Annotated in this window: 23 protein-coding genes, 1 tRNA gene and 5 pseudogenes; 17 read left to right on the top strand and 12 right to left on the bottom strand. The window is 69.2% G+C overall.

Features of this window, described 5'->3' with window-relative positions; genetic code table 11:
• Both ABZW18_RS05225 and ABZW18_RS05220 read left to right on the top strand, forming a co-directional pair.
• Positions 1–167: pseudogene (locus tag ABZW18_RS05225) on the top strand (IS481 family transposase); the annotation flags it as partial.
• A 1,188-nt stretch (positions 168–1,355) separates the two neighbouring features.
• Positions 1,356–1,478, top strand: coding sequence for a hypothetical protein (locus tag ABZW18_RS05220; RefSeq protein ID WP_356182302.1), 123 nt, complete (start codon positions 1,356–1,358; stop codon positions 1,476–1,478).
• Positions 1,479–1,719: 241 nt separating this feature from the next.
• Here ABZW18_RS05220 and ABZW18_RS05215 read toward each other — a convergent pair whose 3' ends face one another.
• The 4 genes from ABZW18_RS05215 to ABZW18_RS05200 all read right to left on the bottom strand — a co-directional run bounded on the left by ABZW18_RS05215 (position 1,720) and on the right by ABZW18_RS05200 (position 5,554).
• A complete protein-coding gene (locus ABZW18_RS05215) occupies positions 1,720–3,651 on the bottom strand; it encodes an alpha/beta hydrolase (RefSeq protein WP_356182299.1) in 1,932 nt (643 codons plus the stop codon).
• A 274-nt stretch (positions 3,652–3,925) separates the two neighbouring features.
• Positions 3,926–4,825 (bottom strand): hypothetical protein, encoded by a 900-nt coding sequence (locus ABZW18_RS05210; RefSeq protein WP_356182296.1) that lies wholly within the window; start codon positions 4,823–4,825, stop codon positions 3,926–3,928.
• 41 nt (positions 4,826–4,866) lie between these two features.
• Positions 4,867–5,130: a hypothetical protein gene (locus ABZW18_RS05205; RefSeq protein WP_356182293.1), complete on the bottom strand. Its 264-nt coding sequence runs from the start codon at positions 5,128–5,130 to the stop codon at positions 4,867–4,869.
• Positions 5,131–5,478: 348 nt separating this feature from the next.
• Positions 5,479–5,554, bottom strand: a tRNA-Arg gene (locus ABZW18_RS05200).
• Between the two features lie 248 nt (positions 5,555–5,802).
• On the opposite strand from ABZW18_RS05200, the gene ABZW18_RS05195 reads away from it, so the two are divergent.
• The 4 genes and pseudogenes from ABZW18_RS05195 to ABZW18_RS05180 all read left to right on the top strand — a co-directional run bounded on the left by ABZW18_RS05195 (position 5,803) and on the right by ABZW18_RS05180 (position 8,908).
• Positions 5,803–6,474: a hypothetical protein gene (locus ABZW18_RS05195; protein WP_356182291.1), complete on the top strand. Its 672-nt coding sequence runs from the start codon at positions 5,803–5,805 to the stop codon at positions 6,472–6,474.
• Positions 6,475–6,670: 196 nt separating this feature from the next.
• A pseudogene (locus ABZW18_RS05190) lies at positions 6,671–6,997 on the top strand (IS982 family transposase); the annotation flags it as partial.
• A gap of 47 nt (positions 6,998–7,044) precedes the next feature.
• Positions 7,045–7,512: a hypothetical protein gene (locus ABZW18_RS05185; protein ID WP_356182288.1), complete on the top strand. Its 468-nt coding sequence runs from the start codon at positions 7,045–7,047 to the stop codon at positions 7,510–7,512.
• Positions 7,513–7,530: 18 nt separating this feature from the next.
• Positions 7,531–8,908, top strand: a pseudogene (locus ABZW18_RS05180) (transposase).
• Positions 8,909–9,210: 302 nt separating this feature from the next.
• On the opposite strand, the gene ABZW18_RS05175 reads toward ABZW18_RS05180, so the two are convergent.
• The gene (locus ABZW18_RS05175; protein ID WP_356182285.1) at positions 9,211–10,446 is read right to left on the bottom strand and encodes an epoxide hydrolase; all 1,236 of its coding nucleotides are present in this window, start codon (positions 10,444–10,446) and stop codon (positions 9,211–9,213) included.
• 52 nt (positions 10,447–10,498) lie between these two features.
• On the opposite strand from ABZW18_RS05175, the gene ABZW18_RS05170 reads away from it, so the two are divergent.
• From ABZW18_RS05170 to ABZW18_RS05150, 5 genes and pseudogenes are all read left to right on the top strand, one after another.
• Positions 10,499–10,948: a hypothetical protein gene (locus ABZW18_RS05170; protein WP_356182283.1), complete on the top strand. Its 450-nt coding sequence runs from the start codon at positions 10,499–10,501 to the stop codon at positions 10,946–10,948.
• Positions 10,945–11,490 carry a recombinase family protein gene (locus ABZW18_RS05165; protein ID WP_356182281.1) on the top strand — a complete coding sequence of 182 codons (546 nt, stop codon included), beginning with the start codon at positions 10,945–10,947 and terminating at the stop codon, positions 11,488–11,490. Before ABZW18_RS05170 ends, ABZW18_RS05165 begins: the two co-directional genes overlap by 4 nt.
• Positions 11,491–11,715: 225 nt before the next feature.
• The gene (locus tag ABZW18_RS05160; protein ID WP_356182278.1) at positions 11,716–13,422 is read left to right on the top strand and encodes a GMC oxidoreductase; all 1,707 of its coding nucleotides are present in this window, start codon (positions 11,716–11,718) and stop codon (positions 13,420–13,422) included.
• A gap of 26 nt (positions 13,423–13,448) precedes the next feature.
• A pseudogene (locus tag ABZW18_RS05155) lies at positions 13,449–14,045 on the top strand (transposase); the annotation flags it as partial.
• A pseudogene (locus ABZW18_RS05150) lies at positions 14,038–14,733 on the top strand (transposase); the annotation flags it as partial. The pseudogenes ABZW18_RS05155 and ABZW18_RS05150, both read left to right, overlap by 8 nt.
• 255 nt (positions 14,734–14,988) lie before the next feature.
• Here the strand turns inward: ABZW18_RS05150 and ABZW18_RS05145 are convergent.
• Positions 14,989–16,302: a M6 family metalloprotease domain-containing protein gene (locus ABZW18_RS05145; protein WP_356182275.1), complete on the bottom strand. Its 1,314-nt coding sequence runs from the start codon at positions 16,300–16,302 to the stop codon at positions 14,989–14,991.
• Between the two features lie 381 nt (positions 16,303–16,683).
• Here ABZW18_RS05145 and ABZW18_RS05140 point away from each other — a divergent pair, with 381 nt between their 5' ends.
• Together ABZW18_RS05140 and ABZW18_RS05135 are read left to right on the top strand one after the other, a co-directional pair.
• Entirely contained in the window at positions 16,684–17,328 is a 645-nt protein-coding gene (locus tag ABZW18_RS05140; protein ID WP_356182272.1) for a TetR/AcrR family transcriptional regulator, read from the top strand.
• Positions 17,329–17,506: 178 nt separating this feature from the next.
• Positions 17,507–19,024, top strand: a complete 1,518-nt coding sequence (locus tag ABZW18_RS05135) for an MFS transporter (RefSeq protein ID WP_356182270.1) — start codon at positions 17,507–17,509, stop codon at positions 19,022–19,024.
• Positions 19,025–19,339: 315 nt separating this feature from the next.
• Here the strand turns inward: ABZW18_RS05135 and ABZW18_RS05130 are convergent, their stop codons facing one another.
• The gene (locus ABZW18_RS05130; RefSeq protein WP_356182267.1) at positions 19,340–19,840 is read right to left on the bottom strand and encodes a MarR family transcriptional regulator; all 501 of its coding nucleotides are present in this window, start codon (positions 19,838–19,840) and stop codon (positions 19,340–19,342) included.
• A gap of 91 nt (positions 19,841–19,931) precedes the next feature.
• Here ABZW18_RS05130 and ABZW18_RS05125 point away from each other — a divergent pair, with 91 nt between their 5' ends.
• Positions 19,932–20,729, top strand: a complete 798-nt coding sequence (locus ABZW18_RS05125) for a class III extradiol ring-cleavage dioxygenase (RefSeq protein ID WP_356182264.1) — start codon at positions 19,932–19,934, stop codon at positions 20,727–20,729.
• A gap of 149 nt (positions 20,730–20,878) precedes the next feature.
• Here the strand turns inward: ABZW18_RS05125 and ABZW18_RS05120 are convergent, their stop codons facing one another.
• Entirely contained in the window at positions 20,879–21,301 is a 423-nt protein-coding gene (locus ABZW18_RS05120) for a VOC family protein (protein WP_356182262.1), read from the bottom strand.
• Between the two features lie 159 nt (positions 21,302–21,460).
• Between ABZW18_RS05120 and ABZW18_RS05115 the strand changes: the two genes are divergently transcribed.
• Positions 21,461–21,892 carry a GH32 C-terminal domain-containing protein gene (locus tag ABZW18_RS05115; RefSeq protein ID WP_356182259.1) on the top strand — a complete coding sequence of 144 codons (432 nt, stop codon included), beginning with the start codon at positions 21,461–21,463 and terminating at the stop codon, positions 21,890–21,892.
• A gap of 139 nt (positions 21,893–22,031) precedes the next feature.
• On the opposite strand, the gene ABZW18_RS05110 is transcribed toward ABZW18_RS05115, so the two are convergent.
• Positions 22,032–22,574, bottom strand: coding sequence for an N-acetyltransferase family protein (locus tag ABZW18_RS05110; protein WP_356182256.1), 543 nt, complete (start codon positions 22,572–22,574; stop codon positions 22,032–22,034).
• 166 nt (positions 22,575–22,740) lie between these two features.
• Between ABZW18_RS05110 and ABZW18_RS05105 the strand changes: the two genes are divergently transcribed.
• Both ABZW18_RS05105 and ABZW18_RS05100 read left to right on the top strand, forming a co-directional pair.
• Positions 22,741–23,835 carry a sigma-70 family RNA polymerase sigma factor gene (locus ABZW18_RS05105; RefSeq protein ID WP_356182254.1) on the top strand — a complete coding sequence of 365 codons (1,095 nt, stop codon included), beginning with the start codon at positions 22,741–22,743 and terminating at the stop codon, positions 23,833–23,835.
• 509 nt (positions 23,836–24,344) lie between these two features.
• On the top strand, positions 24,345–24,563 hold the full coding sequence (locus ABZW18_RS05100; RefSeq protein ID WP_356182253.1) for a hypothetical protein: 219 nt from the start codon (positions 24,345–24,347) through the stop codon (positions 24,561–24,563).
• A gap of 16 nt (positions 24,564–24,579) precedes the next feature.
• Here ABZW18_RS05100 and mscL read toward each other — a convergent pair whose 3' ends face one another.
• The 3 genes from mscL to ABZW18_RS05085 all read right to left on the bottom strand — a co-directional run bounded on the left by mscL (position 24,580) and on the right by ABZW18_RS05085 (position 26,924).
• Positions 24,580–25,074, bottom strand: coding sequence for a large conductance mechanosensitive channel protein MscL (gene mscL / locus ABZW18_RS05095; protein WP_356182251.1), 495 nt, complete (start codon positions 25,072–25,074; stop codon positions 24,580–24,582).
• Positions 25,075–25,572: 498 nt separating this feature from the next.
• On the bottom strand, positions 25,573–26,421 hold the full coding sequence (locus ABZW18_RS05090) for an S-methyl-5'-thioadenosine phosphorylase (RefSeq protein ID WP_356182249.1): 849 nt from the start codon (positions 26,419–26,421) through the stop codon (positions 25,573–25,575).
• A gap of 116 nt (positions 26,422–26,537) precedes the next feature.
• The gene (locus ABZW18_RS05085; RefSeq protein ID WP_356182246.1) at positions 26,538–26,924 is read right to left on the bottom strand and encodes an FmdB family zinc ribbon protein; all 387 of its coding nucleotides are present in this window, start codon (positions 26,922–26,924) and stop codon (positions 26,538–26,540) included.
• Between the last annotated feature and the right edge of the window lie 56 nt (positions 26,925–26,980).

Below are 26,980 nucleotides of genomic sequence, written 5' to 3'. Positions count from 1 at the left end.
GCAGGTGGGGCCCGGCCCGCATCGCGCACCTGCTCCACCTCGTTCCCTCCACCGTGCACCGGGTGCTGACCCGCTTCGGCCTGGCCCGCCTCACCCACCTCGACCGCGCAACCGGCCGTCCCATACGCCGCTACGAACGCGACCGGCCGGGCGAACTCGTGCACGTGCTCGGCGAGGACAGCAGCAAACAGCGCGGCCTTCTGCGCCGGTAGAGGGGCGTGCTGCCGGAGGTAGGCCTGCAGATCGTGCTCGTTCGCCCGGTCGTCGCCGTGGTCACGACTCCGTCGGTGGACTGTCACTGTTGCTTCTCCACCGTGTTGGTGACTGCTTCACTGCACCTGTCGATGCGGTTCTCGGACTGGTCGCCGATGCACACCTTGTACGTGATCTTCGTGCCTTCGGCCATGTCCAAGGCTTCGTCAGTGCATGTGCCTGCGGTGTTGCTCGCCCACACCTTCTTCTCGCCTGGCGCATCCGATCTCGTGTACAGGGCTACCGCCGCACGCCAGTCACCTTTGTTGTCACAGACGGTGAGATGCGCATCGACCGTATGGAACGTCGCGCGGGCGGCACAGTCGCTCGGCAGACAGATGACGGTCGGGTCCTGCGAACTCGGTTTCGGTGACGAAGGTTGAACCTCTGCGGGCGATGAGACTGGTGAGGGCGACTGGGCCGATGATGGCGGTTGAAGCGGTCGCTCTTCGGCGGATGGCTGCGAAGGTGTCGGAGGTTGGGTCGTCCGCCGCGGCGGAGTCTTCGGCTTGCTCTCCGGCGGAGAGGATGCCCGCGAAGATGCCGCGGGTTTGGAGGATGCCGACGCATTGGCACTGCTATCGCCCCCGTCGGCCAGGCTGGTGACCGCGAAGCCGATTCCGATTGTGGCAAGGATGGTTGCCATGGCAGTGGCGGCGATGGTGATCGCTCGGCTGCGGGGTCGGGGTGGTGCATCGGGCCGGGTCTCGGAGTTGGGACCGGGCACGTAGCCGGGGGCTGGGACGTCAGATGCTGCGGCAGCTGGGTCGCCCGTGGCGCGCGGGTTGTTGGTCTCGGCCAGCGACGGCCAGGGAGCGACTCCGAGCAGTAAGTCACGGGCTATGTTCCGCAGTTGCTGTGCCAGGACGGTGACGGTCGGCCGTGCGGTGGGATCGGCATTCAGGCAAGCGACGACGAGAGACCACAGCACGTCTGGAACGCCGTCGGGGCAACGGCAGATACTGGCCCGCGGCCTCCTGGGCATCCAGCAGATCGGCCAACAAGGCGCCCACCGCACGTACATCGTCGGCTGGGCCGTACTCCTCGGATAACTCCCCGGGCTCGGCGAGCACCGGCCTCGGGCGCGCCTCTGAAGTCTCGACATGTACAGCGTCGAGTGGACCGTACGCTCTGCCCTCCGCGTGGAGGACAGCCAACTGCTCGGCGAGGTCGGCAGCGAACAGCGCAGCCTTCTGCGGTTCTGGAAGGGCATGCTGCCGACGTAAGGCGCCCAGGTCGGGCCCACCCGCCCCGTGTCCGGTCACAGCAGAGATCGATCCCTCGGTCAGCGCCTTACCGGCGTTTTCTGCGTCCTCGGCAGGCTATAGAAGGCAGCTCCCGAGGGTGGACAGTACTGCCGGGGTAGCTCAAGATTCCCGGCCAAATCCGCCACACATCAGCGCGCACGGCCCGGCAAGGCCTTCTGGTTGGCGGCGTGGATGCGAGGAAGCACGAGCACCGCACAAGCTATGAGCACCTCGTTCCGCTGCGGGGAATCTTGCCGTCGAGCAGGTACGCGTTGACGGTCCTCGTCACGCAGTCGTAGTAGCCGTACGTCGTGTGGCCCTCGCCTTCGACCGTCAGATGAACGCCGACGTCTTTACCCAGCTCTTCGGCCATGTGCTTGGAGCCCGGATATGGCGTGGCAGGGTCGCCGGTGTTGCCGATGACGAGGATCGGGGCACCATCGTTGGCGCTGACGTCAGGGGAGGTGCGTTCGCCGTCGACCGGCCAGTGCATGCAGTCGTAGAGGGGCTGGGCCGAGAACTCGCCGAAGAGAGGAGAGGCTTTCTTGAATTCCGGGAGCTTGTTGTCAATGTCGAGGGGGTGCAGGCGCTGGTCGGAGTCGGCGCAGGTGATCGCGGTACGGGCGGCGACGAAATTGCCGGCTGGCGTCTCGTCGGGTGTGGCCCGGCGTGGTGCTCCTGCCCGGCTGGGCGCGGTCTCGCTGACGATGGCGTACGCCGAGTCCAGCAGGTCGTTGCCGGTGCCTTGGTCCCTAACCTCGGCCAGGGCGTCCATGAGGAAGTCCCATCCGTCCTCGCCGTCGTACAGGGCGTTGGCGATGCCGCGGACGGCGAGTTCCGGGCCGAGGTCCTCGCCGGTGTGGGTGGTGGCGGGCTTCTTCTCCAGCGTGTCCAGCAGTTCGCCGACTCGTTTGGTGGCCTGCTTGGGGTTACTGCCGGTGGGGCAGTTGTCGTAGGTGTCGGCGCAGTATTCGGCGAAGTGATCGAAGGCGAGCTGGAAGCCCTTGGCCTGGCTGAGTGCGGCCTGCACCTGGTCTTCGGTCGGGTCGACTGCGGCGTCGAAGACGGCTCGGCCCATTCTTTTCGGGAACAAGTGGGCGTAGATGCCGCCGAGTTCAGTGCCGGAGGAGAAGCCGAAGTAGTGCAGTTTGTCCTCGCCGAGCAGCCGCCGCATCAGGTCCATGTCTCGGGCTGTGTTCGAGGTGCCCACGTGGGGAAGGACCTTGCCGGAGTGCCTGTGGCAGGCGGCTGCGTACCTGGTGGGGTCCTGCTCCGATTCGTCCCCGCAGGTCACGGTGGCCGTGTTCCCGGCGCCGCGCGGGTCAAAGCTGACCAGGTCGTAGCGGGTGCTGAGCTCGGCGTAGTCCTCGGCGGACTCGGGGAGCAACGCTATGCCGGACTCGCCGGGGCCGCCGAAGTTGAAGACGAGCGAGCCGATCTGCTTCCGCCGAGGCCCTGTGGCCTTCTTGCGGATCAGAACTACGTCGATAGTTTCGCCGTCGGGCTTGTGGTAGTCCAGCGGTGCCTTCATCGTGACGCACTCCCAGCTGCGGCCCGGGGCGTCGCCGCCGCCCTGGGCCGCGGAGGGTGGCGGGCAGGTCGCCCAGTCGAGCCGCTGGGCGGTGAGGGCTGCAGGCAGCCCGGGCGCGGGCTTCTTCGCCGGGCCGTCCTCCTTGCTCCCCTCGGCCGTCGCGGGCCAGGTGGCCGGTGCCGAGGCCTTGGGTGCCTTGTCGCTCGCTTCCCCGCACCCGGCCACTGTGGTGATGGCGAGCAGTGCCGCGGCGGTGAGGACACCCAACCGCATGCCGCCGGGCCGAAGGCCGCCGGATCGTAGGGAACCAGGAGACACGCCTGCCTGCTTTCGCATCTTGACCTCCTCCGCCGCCCCGCGCACCACAAGCCCCAGCAACGCTCCGAAGACCACCGTCGGGACGCCCGCCGCCGCACTCACCTCAGCGGTGTCGGCGCCGAACCACGCAGCCAGAGCCGCACAGGAGCCGAAGATGGTCACCAGGTTGACGACGACCGCCCAGAAGAGGCAGCCCGGCGCCTTCAACAAGCAGGCCTTCCAGCGCCGCAACGCACGTCGCAGCCGCGGCTCCCGCGGCGCCTCACCGTCCGGGACGGCGTCCTCACTCCTTGTGCCAGGCATGGGTAGAGCATGGGGCACGCCACGCGCGTGACGCATTCGTTTCGGCGCAACTACCCAAATCCACAAGGCTGTTGAGAGCCTGAAGATCAGCCAGACCATGGTCAGGAGGGCGCCACTGTTCCCGTGCCGCGCGGTGCAGACCCAACGCGCCGTGACCGGAAGGTGAATTCGACGTTCCACCTTGCCTCACCCTGTTCGGCGACCACCAGGATGCGGCCGATCCGGCATCGGACCGGCCGCATCCGCGTTTACTGGTTTCGTCCGCCCACCGGTCTCAGTGACGCTGGGCGATGAGCCGGTCGAGGGTCTGGCGCAGGTCGTTTCCCCTCAGGACGACATCGACGCGAAGACCTGTCAGCTTGCCGGCGAGCTCGGCGTTCAGGCCGCCTTCGCCGATGGCGTTGTGCATCTGGTGGTGCGGGACGACGACGGCGCATCCGCTCTCGATGAGGATGTCGGAGAGTTTGACCTTCGCCGGGGCCATCGCGAAGGACAGATAGGTCGTCTGGTCGTCCGCGTAGTCGGTGATCTCGATCTTTTCGTTCACCATGGCGCGGTTGGGTATCTTCACTGCGCAGGTGACCCGACCCATGCCCATGCCCTTACTGCCGATGCACGCGCCTCTCGCGTCGACCCAGCCGGTACGGGCTACGGCGACTTTGGCCCGAGCCCCGGCGCACCGGGCGATCTTCATGATCCGGACGTGGCCCGTCGTCAGTTCCGGTACGCAGCCCGCCAGTATCCACTCGGCCAGTTCCTGAGCCGCTAGGGACAGACGCGCCACGGCGTCACCGTGCTCGGGGGTTTTCTTCTGGCTGGGGAGTTCGCGCGGAACGCTCTGGTGGACGCCGCGAGCGTGGCCGCAGCCAGGGTGGGCGCAGGGAAGGTAGTGCTGGTTGTCGTGCCGGTAGGCCGAGAGGCCGACTTCGGGGATCGTCTTGCCGGTGCCGCGGGTGGGTTCGACGTCGGCGTAGCAGCCGCCCCAGCCGCAGTCGTGGTTGAAGGTGAAGGTGCCCGCGAAGGTGAGGGCGCCGCAGCGGTACTGCGGGGAGCCGTGCTCGTTGGGCGGGATGGATTCGCCGGTGCAGCGGTCGATCTTCAGGGATTCGAGGTAGGCGGTGTGGCGGGCGGTTCGGGCGTCGCGTTCGGCCTCACGGGCGGACCTGCGGTCCATGGCGGCCTGCTTGCCCTTCGTCCCGCACCCGGGGGTCTTGATCAGTTGCTGGTGGTGGCTTCGGCTGGCCGTGGCTTCTGCTGCGCATTGGTGTCCTTCGCCTTGGTCGTCTTGGCGGCCGTGCTCGTGGCGCGCCGGGACCGGGGGTTTGCCGGCTTCTTCTTCGGCTCGGCCTCCTGCGCGGTGGACTGCGGCCTCTTGGTCACACGGCGTGCGGGCTTCGCCGGGGCCGCGGCCTTCGCCGTGGCCTTCTCCGGCTCAGGGTGGGCCGCCGCTTGTGTGGTGTCGCAATGGATCGTTGGCACGTTATCCCCCGGGAGGTCCGCAGACGACTTCCGTCGCGGATCCCTCACCAGCACGCTGTTGAGCGCCGTCAAGCATGGGCTTACGCGTGATCACGCAACGAGCGTCAGCCGCTGCGTCTGGGGAGACCCTCCGCCTCCACTGCGAGATCTCCAAGGCCCAATGCCGGAGTTCGGCGTCTCCTGAGGCTCGTCTGACACAGAGGCGGGGGCTGGCTGTCAGATCGTTAACGAATGTACGAAGTGTGAAAAATGCGCAGTTCAATGTTCCCAGGGCGTTCCCATTGCGCGCCTGAAGGCCTTCCGGGGAGGCTCCCTGGAAGGCCTTCAGTGCGCTGACCTGCGGTGTTGTGGTGCCCCCGGCAGGATTCGAACCTGCGACACCCGCTTTAGGAGAGCGGTGCTCTATCCCCTGAGCTACGGAGGCGGGGCTTGTGCGAAACCTTGCACGGAACTCGATGGACAGGTCGTGCCCAGGTCTCCCGGTCAAGCCCTGAGCGATCTGGATCACGTCGCTGCGGTGACGAGATGCGCGGTAGACCACGTGACACGCCGCAGCGCCCGCCAGGAACGCTCGATCCACAGAGTACCGGATCGGGGCTCAGGCGGGCGCTGGTGTCTGGAGGCTGAGCGGGGGCATCAGGCCGTGGGTCTGAGCAGGGAGGCTCCTTCCTCGTGCAGGGCTCGGCTGGTGGAGTTCTGTGCGAGGACGAAGCCGAGGGTCAGGAGTTGCTGTGCTTCGACTCCGTAGGAGATGAGGCGTCCGTTTCACAGGGAGGCGTCGAGTTGTGCGTGGCCCGACTCGGCGTCGCTGCGGTAGGGGTGGACGAGTTGGTGGGTGCGGGTGAATTCCGGGATCTGTTGAAGGTGCTCAGCGCGGTGGAAGCCGCGTTCCTCGTCGCTTTCACCGGGTGGCCGTTCGCCTTTGCGGCTTGTCGTGCCGAGGCCGACTCTGTATTCGTGGACGCCATGACGGCACGGGATGGTCAGCACGTGGTACCAGCGGAACATCTGGACCCCACGTCGCTCCAGTCTTTTGATCGGCACCGGGACCGGCTCTGTTCCGTCGGCGTAGTGGACTTTCTCCGCGATACGTCCGTTGGCGGCCCACAATTCGTGGGTGCAGCGACCGCGGTGCAGGGATTCTTAGAATTGCGGTTCGTTTCCTTTGTGCTGTTTATTGATGACGAGGCCGCCGTAGCGGGCGATGGCGTCCCGGTGCACACCCCGGATGGCTCCGTCGTAAAGGATTCCCTTGCACCCGGGGGCCGTGGATATGATGTCGATGACGCCCTCGACGGCCACGGCTGCTTCTCCGCCGGGGTGGAGGTGGGGTGCATATCGTGAGTCGAGGAAGACCCGGGACAGGTAGTTCTCGTCTTTCCTGGCGGAAAAGAAGACGTATTTCGGTCCGAATACTCGGCGCCTCCCCCTTCGACCTGCGAGACGGAGGCGGGGTCCACTCGGTGATAGCGGATCTCGCCGGTGGTCATGTCCACGCTTTGGCCGGCTCGGGCCGGGTGGGGGATTTGAGTACCGTGCGGGGCCGACCCTGCTGACGGACAAGAACTACTACGGCCGCGACTTCGAGCGACACCTGGCCAGCCTGGGGGTCCCTCTGTTGTGGCCGGTCCGCAAGGGCGAACCCGAGCGGGCCGGAGCCACGCTGTTCAAGCCGCTTCGCCAGCTGATCGAGTCGGTCAACCAGACCTTGAAAGCCCAGCTCGACCTTGAACGGCACGGCGGACGCACACCCGCCGGGGTCACCGTCCGGGTCCTGCAACGACTCCTCGCCCTGACCGCCGCGATCTGGCACAACCACAAAACCGGCGGACCGGTCATCCGCTCACTGACCGCCTACGACCGCTGACCTTGGAATCAATCATCTAGTCCTCCTACAGCTCGTGCTACCGGCAGATGCTGCCGCCACTGCTGAACACGCTGGGCTTCAAGTGCAACAACACCGCCTACCGGCCGGTGATGGATGCGCTGAGGCTGCTGAAGAAGTACGCCGACGTCGACGGCAAGACCCGCTTCTACGACACCGTCGACGCGGCGCCGATGGACGGTGTGGTGCACAAGGACCGGCGCGAGGCGGTCGTCGACGACGAGGGCAAGGTCGAGCGCATCCCCTACGAGTTGTGCGTCCTGGTGGCACTGCGGGACGCGGTCCGCCGCGGTGAGATCTACGTCGAGGGCGCCGCACGGTGGCGCAACCCTGAGGACGACTTGCCCGGCGACTTCGAGGCCGCCCGCATCGTGCACTACGCCGCGATCCGCCAGCCGCTGGACCCGAAGGCGTTCATCGCGGATCTGAAGAAGCGCATGACCGCGGGCCTGGACGGGCTCTCGGCCGCGCTCGCGGACGGCTCGGCGGGCGGGTGAAGGTCACCACCCGCAAGGGTGAGCCGTGGATCACCGTGCCGAAGCTGGAGGCCGCTGGCCGAGCCCACCGGCCTCCAGGCGCTGAAGGAGGAGGTCGTACGCCGCTGGGGTGTCCTGGACCTGCTGGACGTGCTGAAGAACTCCGACTTCCTGACCGGCTTCACCGAGGAGTTCTCCTCGGTGGCCGCCTACGAGCGCATCGACCGCGACGTCCTTCAGCGCCGCCTGCTGCTGGCGCTGTTCGCGCTGGGCACGAACATGGGTATCCGCGCGATCGTGGCGACCGGCGAGCACGGCGAGAGCGAGGCCGCGCTGCGGCACGTGCGCCGGCACTTCATCACCGTCGACAACCTCCGCGCCGCCGTGGCCAGGCTCGTCAACGCCACCTTCGCCGCCCGCGACACCGCCTGGTGGGGACGTGGCAATGCCTGCGCGTCGGACTCGAAGAAGTTCGGATCCTGGTCCAGCAACTTCATGACCGAGTACCACGCCCGCTACGGCGGCAACGGCGTAATGATCTACTGGCACGTCGAGCGCAAGAACGTCTGCGTCTACTCCCAGCTGAAGTCCTGTTCCTCGTCCGAGGTCGCGGCAATGATCGAGGGCCTGCTGCGGCACTGCACGGACGCCGAGATCGAATCCAACTACGTCGATACCCACGGTGCGAGCGTGGTCGGGTTCGCCTTCACCGAGCTGCTCAACTTCCGCCTGCTGCCGAGGCTGAAGAACATCGGCAGCATCCGCCTGTACCGCCCGGACGACACCCCGCCCGGCCGGCCCGCCCTCGGCGCCTCGCTGACGCGCCCGATCCGCTGGGAGCTGATCGAGCAGCAGTACGACCAGATGGTCAAATACGCCACCGCGCTCCGGCTCGGGACGGCGGAGGCCGAGCAGGTGCTGCGGCGCTTCACCCGCGGCGGCCCCAAGCACCCCACGTACCAGGCACTCGAAGAACGGGCGCGCGGTCCGCACGGTCTTCGCCTGCGACTATTTGGCCAGCCCCGGCCTGCGCCGGGAGATCCACGGCGGGCTCCAGGTCGTGGAGAACTGGAACAGCGCGAACACCGTGCTCCACTACGGCAAGGACGGCGCCCTGACCGGCCCGGACAAGGAGCACGCCGAGACCTCGATGCTCGCCCTGCACCTGCTCCAGTCCGCGCTCGTCCACGTCAACACCCTGCTGGTTCAGCAAGTCCTGGCCGAACCGGCCTGGGCATCGCGGCTGAGCGAGGAGGACCGGCGCGGCCTGACCGCGCTGTTCTGGTCCAACGTCAACCCGTACGGCACCTTCCGCCCGGACATGGACAAGCGCCTCGACCTGGGGCCGGCTGCCGCCGTGCCCCGCCCCCGCACCCCGGCGGACACCGCCGACCGATCGCGTACGGAGACACAGTGAAGGACTTCCAGGACTTCACCGACCCGAGGAAACGAGGCCCGTGGCGGGCACGGCGGACGGGAGGTCCTTGGCCGCCAGAGCGGTGAGCAGGAGCAGCACGGCGCTGATAGTGAGGCCCGCTGACGGAACGGGCGTGGCGGCGGCATGACAGGGCTCCCGGGAGGGAGGCGGCGAGCGGGGTCCCGCAGGGAGGCCGGCTCAGACAGACGGCGTGGCGGGCGGTGCGGGCCAGTCGGCCGACGCGCACGCCCCCGCCAGGCAACGTTCGCCTGGCCTGTCGCCAGACGAGCCCGCAGGGTCGTTCAGGGCCTGCGGCCGTGGAAGGTGCGGCGCAGGTCGCTCACCCAGGCGTCGGGGTTCTCCCAGGGGATGAAGTGGCCGCCGTGGTCGTGGGCGTTGACGTTGACGTGGTTGAACCAATCGGCCTGCGGGCCGGTCTTGAACGCCCGGACGCGCTCGTTGGCGGTGTGGATGCCGGGCGGGTTCTCGTACGTGACGAAGGTGAGGCCGACCGGGGCCTGCACGACCGGGGTGCGGTCGTGGGCGGGGGCCCAGGGGTAGCGGTTGGCGTTGGCGTAGTAACGCATCGAGGTGGCGATGGAGTTGTTCACCCAGTAGATCGTGGCGTGGGTGAGCAGGTCGTCCTTGGTGAAGACGGACTCGATGTCGCCGCCGTTGTCGCTCCAGGCGTTCCAGCGCTCCAGCAGCCAGGCGAGCAGTCCGGCGGGTGAGTCGCTCAGCCCGTGGGCCAGGGTGGCGCCGTCGAGCATGTGCACGGCGAGGTGGGACGCCGAGCGGTGGTCCAGCTCGATGATGCGGGCGCGGACGTCGGCGGGCTGGTCGTCGGTGAGGGGCCGGTTCCGGGCGAAGTCCCAGGCTCGGGCGCCGGTGAAGAAGTCGAGCGGCAGCCCGGAGCCGATGTGGATGCCGTACAGCTTGTCGGCGTACTTGTGGCCGAGCTGGCTGGAGACGATCCCGCCGATGTCGCAGCCCCCGGCGGCGTACTTCTCGTATCCCAGGGTCTCGGTCATCAGGGTGTGCCAGAGGTCGGAGACCTTCCAGAAGTTGACGTCCGAAAAGCCGGTGAGCGGGCCGGGGAAACCGAAGCCGGGCAGGGACGGCACGATGACGTCGAACGCGTCGGCGGGATCACCGCCGAACGCGGCCGGGTCGGCGAGCGGGTCGATCACCTTCGACCAGTGCCAGAACGTCCACGGCCAGCCGTGGGTGAGGATCAACGGGATCGGGCGGGGGCCGCTGCCGGGCTTGCGCATGAAGTGCACCGGGACACCGGCGACGCTCACCTGGTAGTGCTCGTAGATGTTGATGGCGGCCTCGGCCTTGCGCCAGTCGTAGCCGTCCCGCCAGTAGGCGACCAGCTCACGGAGATAGCTGTCCGGGACGCCGTAGGACCAGTCCCCATTCTCTTCGTCCAGCGGCGGACGGGTCAATGTGAGCCGGGCGCGCAGGTCATCGAGGACCTTGTCGGACACGTGGATCGGGGTGGGCTCCAGGGGGAAGGCGTGCGGGGTGGTCATGGCGTGGTTCCTTACTGGGTAGAGGAAGCGGTGTCGTCGGCCTGTTGGGTGGTTGGGCGGTGAGCCGGGCCATTTCGAGGAGTGCGGGCAGCGACGCGGCGAGTGCCTGCCGGTGCTGCGGGTCGAGCTGGCCGGCCGGGGCGGCCAGGCGACCGATGCGCTCCTTTCGCCGCGACTCGACCACCTTGGCACCCGTGTGGAATCGGACTACTGTCCGATGTCCACCTGTGCCGCCCCGGCGGGCTCCCCATGCCGGACCGGCAAGGGCAAGGTGGCGATTCAGTACCACACCGCCCGGTTCCGGCTCGTGCCTCAACTCGCCAAAGCGTTGAACGTGCCGACCCCGGCCGTGCGCAAGCCGGGGTCGGTGTGGACCGAGCTGCCCCGGCCGGTGAGCGCCGGCGCCGAGCCCGTCGGGCACGTCCGCCTTGGGTACGCGCGCGCCTCGACCGCACGGCAGCCCTGGACGCGCAGCTCGACTCCCTCGCCGAAGCCGGGGTGACCCGCATCTTCTCGGAGAAGATCTCCACCCGCGCTACCAGGCGCCCCGAGCTGGAGGCCGCCGTGAAGCTTGCCGGGGAGATCCGTTCCTCCGGCGTGCGCGTCACCCTCGTCGTCCACGAACACAAACGACTCGGCCGCGGCATCGAACTCGCCATGCTCGCTGAGGAGCTGAAGGCGAGCGACGTCGTCCTGGAGTTCCTCACCGGGGAGCTGAAGGGATCACACGACCCCTCCGGCATCGTGTTCACCGTGCTCGCGGCCATGTCCGGTATGGAGCGCGAGTACATCCGCGACCGTACCCTCGAAGGCCACGAGTCCGCCCGCAAGCGCGGCAAGACCATCGGCGGCGCGGGCGTCACCGACGAGTCCATGCTGTCCATGGCCCTCCATCTCCGCGATCAGGAGATGAGCCTGCGCGACATCGCCAAGCGGCTCGTCATCACCACAGGCGCGAAGAAGGGCCAGCACCCCTCGCCCGCCACCGTCATGCGGGTGCTGCGTGAACACGACGAGCAGGCCACCACGGCAGCGAGCACGTGATCACCTCGCTACTTTTGCGGCTGGTGTCTGGGCTAGGACTTCGGGGCCTAGTCCGGCCGGTCAACAGCCGCCGTATCTCTGGCATTTCCCCCAGTCCTTCTCGATCAGGATGGTGGCGCGCGGCGGCTCGGGCTGATGGACAAGGCCTGCAATCCCCACCGGGACGTCGCCGTGGAACAGCCCTGCGGGGAAGAATCCTGTCGGCGAAGGTCGGGTACTACCAGCGTGTTCGAGAACCAGCAGAACCAGCATCTGTCACGGCGCCGTCTGCTCGGACTGGCCGCCCTCAGCGGCGCAGCCGTCGCCGGAATGACCACGATTTCCGCCGCCCCGCGTGCCGCGGCCGCCGACAAACACAGTCGGCAGGCCAGCAGCGGCTCGTTCGTACCGGCCGTGGTGATCGGTACGGGATACGGCGCCGCGGTATCCGCGCTGCGGCTCGGCGAGGCCGGAATTCCCACGCTCATGCTCGAAATGGGCCAGCTGTGGAACAAACCCGCCGACGACGGCAATGTCTTCTGCGGAATGCTCAAGCCCGACCGCCGCTCCAGCTGGTTCAAGTCGCGCACCGAGGCCCCGCTGGGCTCGTTCCTGTGGCTGGATGTGATCAACCGGGACATCGACCCGTACGCGGGCGTGCTGGACAAGGTGCACTTCGACCAGATGTCGGTGTACGTGGGACGGGGAGTGGGCGGCGGCTCGCTGGTCAACGGCGGCATGGCCGTCGTGCCGAAGCGCTCGTACTTCGAGGAGGTCCTCCCGCGGGTGGACGCCGCCGAGATGTACGACCGGTACTTCCCGCGCGCCAACTCCATGCTCAAGGTGAACCACATCGACAAGGGCTGGTTCGAGGAGACGGAGTGGTACAAGTTCGCGCGGGTCTCGCGCGAACAGGCAGGCAAGGCGGGCCTGAGCACCACCTTCGTCCCCAACGTCTACGACTTCGGCCACATGCGGCGCGAGGCGGCCGGTGAGGTGCCCAAGTCCGCGCTGGCGGGCGAGGTCATCTACGGCAACAACCACGGCAAACAGAGCCTGGACAAGACCTACTTGGCCGCCGCGCTCGGCACCGGCAAGGTCACCATCGAGACCCTGCACCAGGTCAAGGCGATCCATCAGCAGCCGGACGGCAGCTATGTGCTGTCCGTGGACCAGATCGACGCCGATGGCAAGGCCGTCGCCCACAAGGAGATCGCCTGCCGTCACCTGTTCCTCGGCGCCGGCAGCCTCGGCTCCACCGAGCTGCTGGTGCGCGCCCGGGACACCGGAACGCTGCCCGACCTCAACGCCGAGGTCGGCGCGGGCTGGGGCCCCAACGGCAATATCATGACCGGCCGGGCCAATCACGTCTGGAACCCCACCGGGGCCCACCAGTCCTCGATCCCTGCCCTGGGCATCGACGACTGGGACAACCCCGCCGCCCCGGTCTTCGCGGAGATCGCGCCGATGCCGGCCGGCCTGGAGACCTGGGTCAGCCTCTATCTGGCGATCACCAAGAACCCCGAGCGCGGCACCTTCGTCTACGACAAGGCCAGCGACCGGGCCGTGCTGCGCTGGACCCGGGACCAGAACACGCCCGCGGTCAACGCCGCGAAGTCGCTCTTCGACCGGATCAACAAGGCCAACACGACGATGTACCGCTACGACTTGTTCGGGCCGCAGCTGAAGAACTTCTCCGACGACTTCAGCTACCACCCGCTCGGCGGCTGCGTCCTGGGCAAGGCCACCGACCTCTACGGCCGGGTCGTCGGCTACCGCAACCTCTATGTCACGGACGGCGCGCTCGTACCGGGGTCCATCGGAGTCAACCCCTTCGTGACCATCACGGCGCTGGCCGAGCGGAACATCGAGCGGATCATCGCGGAGGACGTCAAGGCCGCGCGCCAGCCTCGGGCTTTTCACGGAGCGGGTGTCCAGAGGGTGATCAAATAGAAGGAGAGTGCTCCTGACCTGGGAAGATGGGGCTTGTCGAAGGCTCTGTTCGCCGCAGGAAAGAAGGCACTCTCCAGGTGAAGAAGCGTATCGGGTCCTACCCGCGTGTCCGTGTCGAGGGCGGCGGTCATGGGGTGGTCACTCCGGCCGGGGCCGTGCTGCTGGTGGAGACGGTCCGCGAGACAGGGCTGGACCTGGCGATATCGGCGGCGCTGGCGCCGTGGCGCAAGGCGCGGGCGGCGCATGATCCGGGCAAGATCCTGCTGGATGCGGCGGTCGCGGTCGGCGGGGACTGCCTCGCGGATGTGGGCGTGCTGCGGGCGGAGCCGGGCGTGTTCGGGCCGGTGGCCTCCGACCCGACGGTCTCCCGGCTCATCGACACGCTGGCCGGGAGCGGACCGAAGGCCCTGGCGGCAATCCGCGCCGCGCGGGCCGAAGTATGCGAGTACGTGTGGCAGTTGGCCGGTCCGTCGGCGCCGGATGCGGGCGGGCAGGTGATCGTGGACCTGGACGGGGTGCTGGTAATCGCTCACTCCGAGAAGCAGGACGCCGCCGCGACCTGGAAGAAGACGTTCGGACACCACCCGATCATGGCCTTCGTCGACCGCGGCAGCGGTGGCAGCGGGGAGCCGGTGGCGGGTCTGCTGCGGCCGGGCAACGCGGGCAGCAACACCGCTGCCGATCACATCGAAGCCGCCCAACCGGCGCTGGACCCAGCTGCCGAAGACCTACCGGCGCGGGCGGCGGACGCTGATCCGTACCGATTCCGGCGACGGCACGCACGAGTTCGTGGCCTGGCTCGCCAAGCGCGGGAGGTGGCTGTCGTACTCGGTCGGCATGACCATCACCGAGGCCATCCATCAGGCCGTCCTGAAGGTGCCGGCCTCGCGTGGACGCCCGCGATCGGGCCGGGCGGCGGTATCCGCGACGGCGCCTGGGTCACCGAGCTCGACGGCGACTGCCTCAAGGGGGTGGCCCAAGGGGATGCGGCTGATCGTCCGCAAGGAACGACCGCACCCCGGTGCCCAGTTGCGCTTCACCGACGCCGACGGGATGCGGCTGACCGCGTTTGCCACCAACACCACCCGTGTCCCGATCGCAGCCCTCGAGCTGCGGCACCGCCAATGCGCCCGGGCCGAAGACCGCATCCGTGCCGCCCGCGCCACCGGCCTGCGCAACCTCCCCCTCCACGAGGCCGCGCAGAACCAGGTCTGGCTGGAGATCGTCCAGATCGCCCTCGAGCTGCTGGCCTGGATGCCGATGCTCGCCCTGACCGGCACCGCCCGGCTGTGGGAACCCCGTCGGCTGCGACTCCGGCTGTTCTCCGCCGCCGCCCAGCTGGTCACCACCGCCCGCCGCCGGCACCTGCGATGGGTCAGGCCGGCTGCGGTCTGCGGCGGCTCTCTGTGCGACCCAGGCAGGACCCATCGGACAGGCCCTAGTGGTGGGCCGCGAGGCCGAAATGGCGTCGTTCGGGTGAAACGGGAAGCCAGCCCCGGACCGGCCGGCTCTTCCCGCATCGGGCTCGTCCGTGGCGGTCTTGGAAGTGCGCGGTCGGCCTGGTGCTCAGGGGCGGGTGATCTTCACTCGGTAGTTGTCCGAGGCGTCCTTGCCGGTGACCTCGACCGTGACCCCGGTGCCGTTGTCCGCCAGCCTCTCGCCCGGCGCGAACGCGGCGTCGGTCAGCTCGGCGTTCACATTCGGCCGCTGTGCGCAGCCGCCGCTGTGCGGCTTGCTGTCCTTGATTTCGACCGGGCCGTCCCCGCTGTTGATCCCCGCGTCCACCCAGTAGACGAGGACCCCGGGCCTGCAGACCGCGGCGTCGTTGCCCTCCTGCGTCCTGACCTCCACCGCATACCCGGCCCGGTCCGAGACCGGCACGTACACGAGCTTGATGCCCTCGGGCCGGGCGAGCGGGCTGATCGTGTGCTCGCTGCCGCCGCTCCCGTCGGCACACGCGAACCGCCCGGCGTCCAGCCATCCCAGCTTGCGCTTGTGCCAGCCCAGGAAGTCGTTGTTGGCCCCCCAGTCCTCGGACATGATGTCCCAGTGCCCGGCCTTCCCGCCGCCCTTCGCGGTGTACAGGTCGGGCAGCCCGAGCGCGTGTGCGTTCTCGTGCGGCAGTACCCGGTACGCGTTCTCCCCAGCCGTCGCGGAACCGTCGTCCTGGTGGCTGTACACGAAGGACATATGGCTGAGCGGTGCCCCGTCCGCCGCCGGTGCGTCCCGTATGCCGGCGAAGGTCACGGACAGGACGGTGTCCAGTGCGGACGGCCCGGCGTTCGGCGTGACCAGGACGTTTATGAGGTCGTACGCGGAGAAGTCGACCCGGTCGTCGGCGGCGTCCGCGATGTCCTGGACGAGCTGCCGGTAGCCCGGTTCGTAGCTGACGCCGCGGTCGACGCCATACGCGCTGAAGGGCCGGGGCATCCGCAGCCACTCGTCGACCGGTGCCTGCGCCCGGTAGTCCAGGGCGCCGTACGAGCTGGTCGCGTACCAGTCCGAGGTCTTCGGGAAGAACTCGGCGTACCGATCCCGGGCAGCTCCCTCGCCGGGCGCGTCCGGGAAGTCGATCATGAGGTTGAGGGCCCGCAGGGCGCCGGTGGTGGGGCTGTGGCCGGGCGGTGTCGGCACCCCCTCGGACATCTGCACCCCCTTGACGGGCCCCGGGGTGCAGGGGGCGTCCGGCTGGGCGGCCGAGGTCGCGGAGGGGCCGGCGGTGCCGAGCGTGGCGGTGGCGGTCGCGGTGGTGGGGGCAGTGAGGCCGAGGGCGGCGATGCCGAGGAGGGCGGTGCTGCGGCGGGGCTTTCGGATGCGGGCCTTGGGCGCGTGGGGCGAGAGGGCGCCGGCCTCGCGTATTCGGGGGCGGTTGGCCTTCATGCTGCCGCCTTCCGGGCAAGGGCAGCCGTTCGTGCCCGACTGCGCTCTCTGCTCACCGTGCTTCGGCCGCATGTTCGGCCGCGCGCCGGATGCGGCCGTACGGGCGGTTGCTGTGGGCCATTCGGGCACACTTCCGCTGCGCAGCGTTAGGGGATGGTGGCTGTGTGTGGTGCCGCCGCGATCGAGGGCAGAGCGTGATGCAGGTCACTTCGCGTGGGGGAAATATCCGGGGAGGTTTTCCCCGTTTAGACGGGTGTCCGGGCGGAACGGGGGATCGAGCCCGGGGTCACCCGGGCGGCCGGAACCGGTCAACCGACCGGCACCCGAGAAGAACCGACCGGCACCGAGAACAACCGACCGACACCGAGAAGGAGCGTCGCCGTGGTCGCCTCGACCGTGAAGCACCAGCAGCCCCGGCTGCGGGCGGACGCCCTGCGCAACCGCGAGCGGATCATCGCCGCGGCCCGGGAGATGTTCGTCCGGCACGGGGCGGACGTTCCGCTGGACGAGGTCGCCCGTCGCGCCGGTGTCGGCAACGCCACGCTCTACCGTCACTTCGCCGACCGCGGCGAGCTCATCCACCGCGTGACCCTGTACGTCATGGGCCGTATCGCCGACCAGGCGGAGGCCGCCCTCGCCGAAGAGCCGGACGCCTTCGAGGCACTGCGGCGCTTCGTCCATGCGGCGGCCGACGAGCGGATCGGCGCCCTGTGCCCGCTGCTGTCCGAAGGCGTGGACCCCAACCACCCCGAGCACCTCGAGGCCCGCGACCGGCTCGACGCGGACATCGAGGCCCTGATGGCGCGGGCACGCGAGGCCGGCAGCCTCCGCGGCGACATCGCAGTCGGTGACCTGATGGTGGCGATCACTCAGCTGACCCGGCCGTTGCCCGGCAACGGCTGTATCGACTTCGACCAGTTCGTCCACCGGCACCTGCAGCTGTTCGTCGACGGTCTGCGCACCCCGGTGCGCTCCGAACTGCCCGGTTCCGCAGCCACTTTGGAGGACCTCCGACAGCGGGTGTGAGACCGTCCGCCCCGTCATCACCCCAGCGCTTTCACTGCCCGTTCCGAGGCCGTCCCAGGTCCCGTTCCACGCTCCGCTTCTTACCTCCGCTTCTGCCTTCACCTGCACGTATGCACGTACGCACGTGCTGCTTCACGTTCCGGTATTCATCTCTCCGCACCGCTAGGTAGGCGTCGTCATGCCAGATTCAGTCCGCCAACTCGACCCGAGGCGCTGGAAAGCGCTGATCTTCATAGCCCTGGCCCAGCTGATGGTCGTTCTCGACGCGACCATCGTGAACATCGCGCTCCCCTCCGCCCAGGCGGACCTCGGCATCTCCGACGGCAACCGGCAGTGGGTCATCACCGCTTACGCCCTCGCCTTCGGCGGCCTGCTCCTCTTCGGCGGCCGCATCGCGGACCTCTGGGGCCGTAAGCGCACCTTCGTCGTCGGCCTCCTCGGCTTCGCGGCCGCCTCGGCGCTCGGCGGCGCCGCGGCCAACAGCGCGATGCTGCTCGGCTCGCGCGCCCTCCAGGGTGCTTTCGGCGCACTGCTCGCCCCGGCCGCGCTGTCCCTGCTCGCGGTGACGTTCACCGAGGCCAAGGAGCGTGCCAAGGCGTTCGGCATCTACGGCGCCATCGCGGGCGGCGGCGGCGCCGTCGGCCTGATCCTCGGCGGTTTCCTCACCGAGTACATGGACTGGCGCTGGACCTTCTTCGTCAACATCCCCTTCGCCGTGATCGCCGCGGCGGGCGCGTACTTCGTGATCCGTGAGCCCGAGGGCACCCGCAACCGCTCGTCGCTCGACATCCCGGGCGTGGTCCTCTCCACCCTCGGCCTGGTGTCCCTGGTCTACGGCTTCACGCGCGCCGAATCCGACGGCTGGAGCGCGGGCCTGACGATCGCTCTGTTCATCGCCGCGGCTGTGCTGCTGGCCGCTTTCGCGCTGGTGGAGTCCAAGGTCAAGTCGCCGCTGCTGCCGCTGCGCGTGGTGACCGAGCGGAACCGCGGCGGTGTCTACATGTCGCTGGGTCTCGCGATCATCGCCATGTTCGGCCTGTTCCTCTTCCTCACCTACTACCTCCAGATCGTCAAGGGCTACTCGCCGGTCGAGACCGGCTTCGCCTTCCTCCCGATGATCGCGGGCATGATCATCGGCTCGACGCAGATCGGCGCGCGGCTGATGAACCGCGTCCCGCCGCGCCTGCTGATGGCCCCGGGCTTCCTGGTCGCGGCCACCGGCATGCTGCTGCTGACGCAACTGGAGGTCGACACCTCGTACGCCGGTCTGATCCTGCCCGCGCAGCTGCTGCTGGGCCTCGGCATGGGTACGGCGTTCATGCCGGCCATGAGCCTGTCGACGCACGGTGTGCAGCCGCGCGACGCGGGTGTGGCATCGGCGATGGTCAACACCTCGCAGCAGGTCGGCGGCGCCATCGGCACCGCGCTGCTGAACACCATCGCGGCGAGCGCCACCACCGCGTACGCCACTTCGCACGCGGCCGGTGCGAAGTCCGTCCGGGCGCTTCAGCTCCAGTCGATGGTGCACGGCTACTCCACCGCGATCTGGTGGGCTGTCGGCATCCTGGCACTGGCGGCGGCGATCGCCTTCACCCTGATCAACACCCGCGGGCAGGGCGGCGCGCTTGTCGCGGGCTCGGGTGGCGGGGAAGGCGCGGCCGAGGACGACGTGACGGTGCCGGTCCTCGCTCACTGAGCCGGCTTGCTGCGACTGCCCCGCACTGGGAACGGTGCGGGGCAGTCGCGCGTAAAAGGGGGCTCGTCGGTACGTGCGTGGCAGGCGCCTGCGTACGCGGCCGGGTGCGTACCCGGCTACGTATCCGGCTACCTACGTGCGCGGGCGGCGGCTGGGTACAGGGCACCGTCCGTACGCGGGCGACTTCGGCCCCGGGCACCGTACGTACGCAGGGAACATCGGCCGCGGGCGCCATACGCACGCGCACGTACGCGGGCAACTACGGCCGTGGGCACGTGCCTACGCAGTGCGCGTGCGCGCCGGAGCCCCCTCCGCTCACCGCAGCCACGGCAGATCCGCGCCGCGCTCCGGCTGAAGGCCCTCGGCCATGATCCGGCAGATCCTCCCCAACTCCTCGACCTGCTCGGGCGTCAGCCGGTCGAAGATCGCGCCGCGCACCGCGGCGACATGGCCGGGTGCGGACTTCTCCAGCACCGCCCTGCCCTCATCCGTCAGCACCGTGAGCTGGCCGCGCTTGTCGGACGGGCAGTCCTCGCGGCGCACCCAGCCGTTCTTCTCCAGCCGCGCCACCGCGTGGGAGAGCCGGGAACGGGTGATCTTGGCGTTCTGGGCCAGCTCGGTCATCCGCATCCGGCGCCTGGGCGCTCGGGCGAGCACCACCAGCAGGCCGTAATAGATGTGAGGCATGCCCGCGTCGCGCTGCAGTTGCCGGTCGAGATGGTCCTCCAGGAGCGCGGTCGCCTGCAGATAGGCCTGCCAGGTTCGCTGTTCGTCGTCGGTGAGCCAGCGCGGCTCATCGTCGGATCCCGTCGTCATGCGTCTACTGTAAGGGAGACTTCTTGAATCTTAAATAAAGTCGCGGTAGAGTACGCCTCGCGTTACATCTTGAACTTTCAAGGAGTCATGGATGGCCGCCACCGCCCCCAGCGGGCGCATGCCCGCCCTCTATCTCGGCCACGGCGCCCCGCCGCTCGCCGACGACCCTGTCTGGCCCGGCGAGCTCGCCGCCTGGTCCGCCGAACTGCCCCGCCCCACCGCGATCCTGATGATCTCCGCGCACTGGGAGGAGGCGCCACTCACACTCGGCGCGACCGGGACCGTGCCCCTCGTCCATGACTTCTGGGGCTTTCCCGAGCACTACTACCAGGTGCGCTATGCGGCCCCCGGCGCCCCCCATCTCGCCGACGCGGTCCGCAAGTTGCTGCGCTCGGCCGGCACGCCGGTGCAGGACTTCCCGGACCGGGGCCTGGACCACGGCGCGTACGTCCCGCTCGTCGAGATGTTTCCGGCGGCCGACATCCCCGTCCTCCAGATATCCATGCCCACGCTCGATCCCCGCGAGCTCCTCGGCGTCGGACGCAGGCTGGCGCCGCTCCGGGACGAGGGGGTGCTGATCGTCGGCAGCGGTTTCTTCACCCACAATCTGAGTGCGCTGCGACTGCCTCCTGGCGCCGGGGTGCCCGGCTGGTCGGCGGAGTTCGACGACTGGGGGCAACGGGCGCTCGAGGCCCAGGATGTCGACGCGCTGCTCGACTTCGAGCACAAGTCCCCGGCCGGCCGCCTCGCCCACCCGCGCACCGAGCACTTCGCCCCGCTCTTCGTCACGCTGGGCACGGCCGAGGCCTCCGGCGACCTCGACGCCGGCCGAAGCGTGATCGACGGCTTCTGGATGGGGCTGGCGAAGCGCTCCGTGCAGTTCGGATAGCGCGCACGGGCGGCTCCGTGCAGGTCGGATAGCACCCCCGTGCTGCTCCGGTGGCCTGACTCGCACGTGCGGCTCCGGTGGCCGGACCGCGCCCCCGCCTTCCTCCCCGCCCCCGGGTCCCGCCCCCAGCCGGGGGTCCCGGTCCACGCCTACGGGAGCCGTCCCTCCTTCACCACCGGCGGTCCCTGCCCGCCGCTGCCGTAGGGGCGGGTGAGGATCTCCATGGAGTGACCGTCCGGGTCCAGGAAATACGTACCCCGCCCGCCGTCACGGCGGTTGATCTGACCCGGCCGCCGCATGGCCGGATCGGCGTAGTAGGTGATCCCTGCCTGCTGGATCCGCTGGAAGATGGCGTCGAAGTCCCCCTCCGACACCAGGAACGCGTAGTGCTGCGGGGTGATCGGATCCCGGTCGGTGTTCGCGAAGTCCAGAGTGACGCCGTTGCTGGTCGCGACGGGCACGAACGGGCCGGTGGGCGCCCCCACTTCCAGGCCGAGGATGCCGGCCAGGAATTCGGCGGACGCCTGCCTGTCGCGGGCCGCGACGATGGTGTGGTTCAGCTCGACCGACACGGTGGAATGCCTCCGTGCGCATCTCTCGGGAGCACCTCGTTCGCCGCACGCTCCACCGGGCCGGTGACCGCGCCAGGTGCTCCGTCTCACCATCGTAAGACGCGGCCCGCGCCGTCCGGCCGGTGCGGCGGCGGGGGCAGGCGTGCCTGCGGGCGGTGCGTGCCCGTCACGCCCGGCGAGGCTGTCGAGCTCGGCCGGGTGGACGGTGTCGCCGATCTCCGGGTCCGGCTCGGTTTCGGGCGGGAGGCGGCCTGGGGGCTGCGGATCGCCACCAGCGCGGACGGCGCCGAGTGCCTCGACATGGAGATCCGGAACGGTCGGCTGACCGTCGACCGGGGCCCGCGCCTCACGCGACCCGCGGTCCCACGTCGGGGCGTACGGATGCCGCTGCCCGAGGCGGAACCCGGCCGCACGATCGAACTGCGCGTCCTGCTCGACCGGTCGATCACCGAGGTCTTCACCGACTCCGGTGAGACCCTCACCCTCCGCTTCTATCCCACGGGCGGTGGACCGTGGACCCTGCTGTCGCGGGGGCTGGCCGCCGGTGACGTCCACCTCGACCCGGAGGCATACACCCTGCGCACACCGTGAGCGGGGGCCACCGTGAGCGGGGACCCGATGACCCATCCGCCACAGGCGCCCCATTGGCACGCGCCACCGTGGAACTCGCCGACCTATGACGCCGTCCGCCACGAGTGCGCCGGAGCCGTCCGCCACGAGTGCGCCGCCGCTACGAGAGGGCCTTCTCGTAGCGGGCCACATCCCAGTAGCGGCCGAACTTCCTGCCCGCCTCGCGGTACGTACCGACGCACTCGAAGCCGAAGCGGGTGTGCAGCCGGACCGAGGCCTCGTTGGGGACGGTCAGCCCCGCGTATGCCCGGTGCAGGTCCTCGCCGCGCAGGGCCTCGAACAGCGCCTCGTAGAGGAGTGTGCCGACACCCCGCCCACCCGCGCCCGGCGCGCAGTAGACGCTGACCTCGACCGACGTGTCGTACGCGGGCTTCGGCCGGAAAGTGCTGCTCGTCGCATAGCCGAGGAGCCGGCCGGGCAGCCGGTCTCCAGGATCGTCCGGCAGGTCCCGGGCAACCAGAAGGCGATGGGGGCCGTCTTGAGGGTGGGAGAGCAGCCACGGGCGGCGTTGCTCGGGGGTGAACGGCTCGGTGTCGAAGGTGATGGCCGTCTCGCGGACGTAGTGGTTGTAGATCTCCGTCAGGGCCTGGAGGTCGTCCGCCGTGCCGGGGCTGACCTGCGCTCCCCGCCGTTCCCGCAGCATATGGCCTCCCTGGGTGGCCGGACAGGGTACTGCATGATCACAAAATTCGTCGTACGGCATGGGAATTCTGTCCTGATTCCAGTCGTTGTTTCCTGTGGAACGGGAACCCGCTCCAGAGTGGACATCCCTTTCCGACCCGCGACCGACTCATCGCAAGGGAGCACGCATGGCAACCCGTGCCGTCGCCCGTCGTCAGTCCGCGAGCACTGAGACCGACCGGGCAAACAGTGTTCGCGCCGGAGGCGGAGAGATCGCCGACCGCGACCTGGTCGGCATGTATCTCGACGAGATAGCGCGCACACCGCTGCTCGACGCCGCAAAGGAAGTCGAGCTGTCCCAGACCATCGAGGCGGGTGTCTACGCCCAGCAGATCCTCGACGGCAGTGTGAATTCAGCCGCTGCCGAGGGGGCGGCGGGAGGGGACTCCGAGGGGGGAAGGAAGTCCAAGGCGGCAGGAAAGGCAGGAAAGGCCAAGGCGGCAGGAAAGGCCGAGGCAGGGGCGGCGAGCCGTGAGGAGTTGGAGGCCATCGCCGCTGCGGGCGAGCGGGCCAAGGACGTCTTCATCCGGTCCAACCTCCGTCTGGTCGTAGCGGTTGCGCGCCGCTACCCGCGCAGCGGGCTGCCTCTGCTGGACCTGATCCAGGAGGGCAACGCCGGTCTGGTGCGCGCGGTCGAGAAGTTCGACTACACCAAGGGCTTCAAGTTCTCCACGTACGCGACGTGGTGGATCCGGCAGGCCATCACCCGCTCCATCGCGGACCAGTCCCGTACGATCCGGCTCCCCGTCCACCTGGTGGAGGAGCTCGGCCGCATCCGGCGCGTGCAGCGCGAGTTCAACCGTGAGAACGGCCGGGACCCGGAGCACGCCGAGGTCGCCGCCGAGCTGGGCTCCACCCCGGAGCGCGTCGGCGACGTATTGGACTGGGCGCGTGATCCGGTGAGCCTCAACATGTCGGTGGACGACGAGGGCGAGACGCAGTTCGGCGACCTGCTGGAGGACACCTCGGCGGCCACGCCCGAGCAGTCGGTGCTGGTGATGCTGCGCCGCGAGGGCCTGGACGAGCTGATCGGCAAGCTCGACGACCGCACCGCGTCGATCATCAAGATGCGGTACGGGATCGACGACGGCCGGGAGCGGACCCTGACGGAGGTCGGCAAGCAGCACGGCCTGACCCGCGAGCGGATCCGGCAGATCGAGAAGCACGCTCTGCTGGAGCTGAAGAAGATGGCCCGCGACACAGGGTTCGACGCGGCGGCTTAACCCCCCATGAGCCGAGCCCCGGTGCATCCCCCCGCACCGGGGCTCTTCCCTGTTCGCTTCCTGTCCGCTCCCGGACCGCCCGATGCATGGGCGCGCGGACACCCGCGTGCTGCCTGATGTCTGCCGCCTCAGGCCTGATGTCCGAGGCCCTCCCGCCTGAGTGCGGTCCCGCTCCGGCCCCTCCGGGTCGGTCCGGTCCCCCCGGCTCGTTGGTCGCTCCGGTCCGGTCGTGCTTCGGCCCGCTCGGTGGCCTGGAGGAGGTGGGGTCTGGAGGCGGTGGGTCCGGAGAGGTGCGGGACTGTCCCGGGCGGTTGCGGGTCGTGAGGGTCGGCCCGGAGCGGGCCGGGCCAATACCGCCCGCTCCGGTCCGGCCCGAGCGGATGGCACCGAAGGCACCGAAGTCCCCCGGTCGTTGACCGGGGGGACTTGCGCCATTCCCCCTCCGCTGACGTCCCGGCGTCGTCGAACCGCCGGACGGGCCCTCGGCCGATTCACCGTACGCTTGAGCCATGAGTACCGCCCGTACGCCCGAGCCGGTCGAACCACCCGAGCCGGCCCAAGCGGCCCAACCGGCCGAATCGGCCGCCAAGCTGAATTTCGAGGACCCCCTCGGCCGGCAGTCCACGGACGACACCGACCGCGGCTGGGGAGAAGCGCCGACCGGTGGTGGCACCAGCACCGCCGACCTGGCCCGCTTCCTCGACGAGAAGCCGCCGCACCACCTCTGAGACGGCGGCGGAGCGGCTACTTCTGCGACGGCACGCGCGTCGGCCCGCCGGGCCCGTCGCTCTCGGACCCATCGCGCTGCGAGATCAGCGCGTCGCGAATCTGGGCGAGCAGCTCGATCTCCGTCACCTCGGCCGCCGTGGCATCGACCGGGGCCTTCGCCGCCTGCCGCTCCTTGTAGCGGTTCATCGGCAGGATCATGAGGAAATAGACCACGGCCGCCGTGATCACGAAGGTCATGGTGGCGCTGAGCACCGAGCCCCACAGAATGTGGACGCCTGCGGTCACCTCGCCCGCCGCGTTCGTCTTGCAGGTGCCCATGCAGTACGTGTAATGGTCGAGGTTCTGGGTGCCGAGGGCCCCGACGATGGGGTTGATCACGCCCTTCACCACCGCGTTCACGATGGTGGTGAATGCGGCGCCAATGACCACGGCGACCGCGAGTTCGACCACGTTCCCACGCATCAAGAACTGCTTGAAGCCGTTCAGGATGCTCTGCTTCTCCTCGCTCACCAGCGAACCCCTCTGTGCGCTCACGACGGATGGAACAGACGATTCCGCAATGTACGGCAGGGAGGGACAGAGCTGTCCAATCGTGTGCCCCGGGATCGGCGGCGGCGGCCGCCAGTGCCGCAGCCCCGATCGCCAGTCCCGCAGCCATCGTCCGGCGCCGCCGTCGTACGGCCCGCAGCAGCCGATACCGCGCTGACGCGAGGCGAAGCGGTGCGAACTGCGGCACGTCGCGCAGCGGGGGAGTGGGGACCGGGGGGAGCGCGGTTGTCGTAGCGGACATGGGAACCATGGCAATCCACCGCCTGCCGTGAGAAGGGTTCTCGCTCGGACGCTCCCCACGATGCACGGCCTCCGCGGACCCCGCTGAAGCCTGTGGACCACCACTCGATTGTGGACAACCCGTTCACCCACACGAGCAAGCAGGAACCTCACATTGATCCGCAGGCCCCTGCATACCCCGCCAAGCCGGCAAGCCCTACACGCCGCACGGCGTTCCGCCTACGGCAGCTCGAATCCGGTGTCCAGCCCGTCCAGCGCCCGCGCGCACAAGCAGTCCCGGTCAGCCGTGTCCCGCAGCCCGCCCACCGCGTCGAAGAGCACCGTCCGCAGTCGCCCGACGTTCTCGCCGAACACCCGCAGCACCTCCTCATGGGAGACACCGTCACCCGTCTCGGCCCCTGCGTCCAGGTCGGTGACCAGCGTCAACGACGTGTAGCAAAGCCCCAGTTCCCGGGCGAGCACCGCCTCGGGGTGCCCGGTCATGCCGACCACCGACCAGCCCTGCGCGGCATGCCAGCGCGACTCCGCCCGGGTCGAGAAGCGCGGCCCCTCGACCACCACCAGCGTGCCGCCGTCCACCGGCTCCCAGCCGCCCCCACGCGCCGCCGCCACCGCAGCCTCCCGACCCGCGGGGCAGTACGGGTCGGCGAAACTCAGGTGCAGCACGTTCGACATCTGGCCGTCCGCCAGAGCCTCACCGTCGTAGAAGGTCTGGGTTCGGGCCTTCGTACGGTCCACGAGCTGGTCCGGTACGAGCAGCGTGCCCGGCCCGTACTCCTCCCGCAGCCCGCCCACCGCGCACGGCCCCAGCACCTGCCGCACCCCGACGGAGCGGAGCGCCCACAGATTGGCGCGGTAGTTGATGCGGTGCGGCGGCAGATGGTGCTTGCGTCCATGCCGCGGCAGGAAGGCGACCCGTCGGCCCGCGACCTCGCCCAGGAACAGCGAGTCGCTCGGCGGTCCGTACGGGGTCTCCACCGTGATCTCGGTGACGTCCTCGAGGAAGGAGTAGAACCCCGATCCGCCGATGACGCCGATCTCCGCCTGGGCGCTGCTCGTGTCGACCATGCGCTCCACCTTATGCGGCGCCGGACAGACGCCGGACCCCGCCGCCTCGACGAGAGGCGGCGGGGTCCGGTGCGTCTGTGGTGAGTCCGGCGGCCGGGTGTCCGGCGTCCTTTGCGTCAGGCCGCGGAGCTGCTGGAGGAACTCGAGCTGCCGCCCGAGGAGCTGCCCGGCTTCGACGAGGACGAGGAGGAAGAAGACGACGACGGCGAAGGGGACGACGACGAAGACGCCGACGAAGAAGAGGACGCCGACGAAGAGGAGCTGTCGCTCTTGGACGTCTCCGACGCCGTGGTCGACGGCTTCGCCGAACCGTTGCCGGACGACGAGCCGCGGCTGTCGGTCCGGTAGAACCCGGAGCCCTTGAAGACGACACCGACCGCCGAGAACACCTTGCGAAGGCGTCCCTCGCAGCCCGGGCACTCGGTGAGCGCGTCATCGGTGAACTTCTGCACCGCCTCGAGGCCCTCGCCGCACTCGGTGCACTGGTACTGATAGGTCGGCACTTGCTCCTCCTGGCACTCTCACTCATTGAGTGCTAACGACGCTCCATAGTGCAGCA

It is taken from the genome of Streptomyces sp. NPDC004647, assembly GCF_040609575.1.
Taxonomy (GTDB): Bacteria; Actinomycetota; Actinomycetes; order Streptomycetales; family Streptomycetaceae; genus Streptomyces.
The sequence above is the reverse complement of the archived record's forward strand: the minus strand, read 5'-3'. Positions and strand labels throughout refer to the sequence as shown.

What these genes read in the sequence shown, in the direction of transcription:
- ABZW18_RS05130 (WP_356182267.1), bottom strand. Translation starts at nt 19,840, where the DNA reads ATGACGACGGGATCCGACGATGAGCCGCGCTGGCTCACCGACGACGAA.
- ABZW18_RS05185 (WP_356182288.1), top strand. Translation starts at nt 7,045, where the DNA reads ATGCTGCCGCCACTGCTGAACACGCTGGGCTTCAAGTGCAACAACACC.
- ABZW18_RS05220 (WP_356182302.1), top strand. Translation starts at nt 1,356, where the DNA reads ATGTACAGCGTCGAGTGGACCGTACGCTCTGCCCTCCGCGTGGAGGAC.
- ABZW18_RS05145 (WP_356182275.1), bottom strand. Translation starts at nt 16,302, where the DNA reads ATGAAGGCCAACCGCCCCCGAATACGCGAGGCCGGCGCCCTCTCGCCC.
- ABZW18_RS05125 (WP_356182264.1), top strand. Translation starts at nt 19,932, where the DNA reads ATGGCCGCCACCGCCCCCAGCGGGCGCATGCCCGCCCTCTATCTCGGC.
- ABZW18_RS05215 (WP_356182299.1), bottom strand. Translation starts at nt 3,651, where the DNA reads ATGCCTGGCACAAGGAGTGAGGACGCCGTCCCGGACGGTGAGGCGCCG.
- ABZW18_RS05210 (WP_356182296.1), bottom strand. Translation starts at nt 4,825, where the DNA reads ATGGACCGCAGGTCCGCCCGTGAGGCCGAACGCGACGCCCGAACCGCC.
- ABZW18_RS05110 (WP_356182256.1), bottom strand. Translation starts at nt 22,574, where the DNA reads ATGCTGCGGGAACGGCGGGGAGCGCAGGTCAGCCCCGGCACGGCGGAC.
- ABZW18_RS05135 (WP_356182270.1), top strand. Translation starts at nt 17,507, where the DNA reads ATGCCAGATTCAGTCCGCCAACTCGACCCGAGGCGCTGGAAAGCGCTG.
- ABZW18_RS05090 (WP_356182249.1), bottom strand. Translation starts at nt 26,421, where the DNA reads ATGGTCGACACGAGCAGCGCCCAGGCGGAGATCGGCGTCATCGGCGGA.
- ABZW18_RS05105 (WP_356182254.1), top strand. Translation starts at nt 22,741, where the DNA reads ATGGCAACCCGTGCCGTCGCCCGTCGTCAGTCCGCGAGCACTGAGACC.
- ABZW18_RS05175 (WP_356182285.1), bottom strand. Translation starts at nt 10,446, where the DNA reads ATGACCACCCCGCACGCCTTCCCCCTGGAGCCCACCCCGATCCACGTG.
- ABZW18_RS05100 (WP_356182253.1), top strand. Translation starts at nt 24,345, where the DNA reads ATGAGTACCGCCCGTACGCCCGAGCCGGTCGAACCACCCGAGCCGGCC.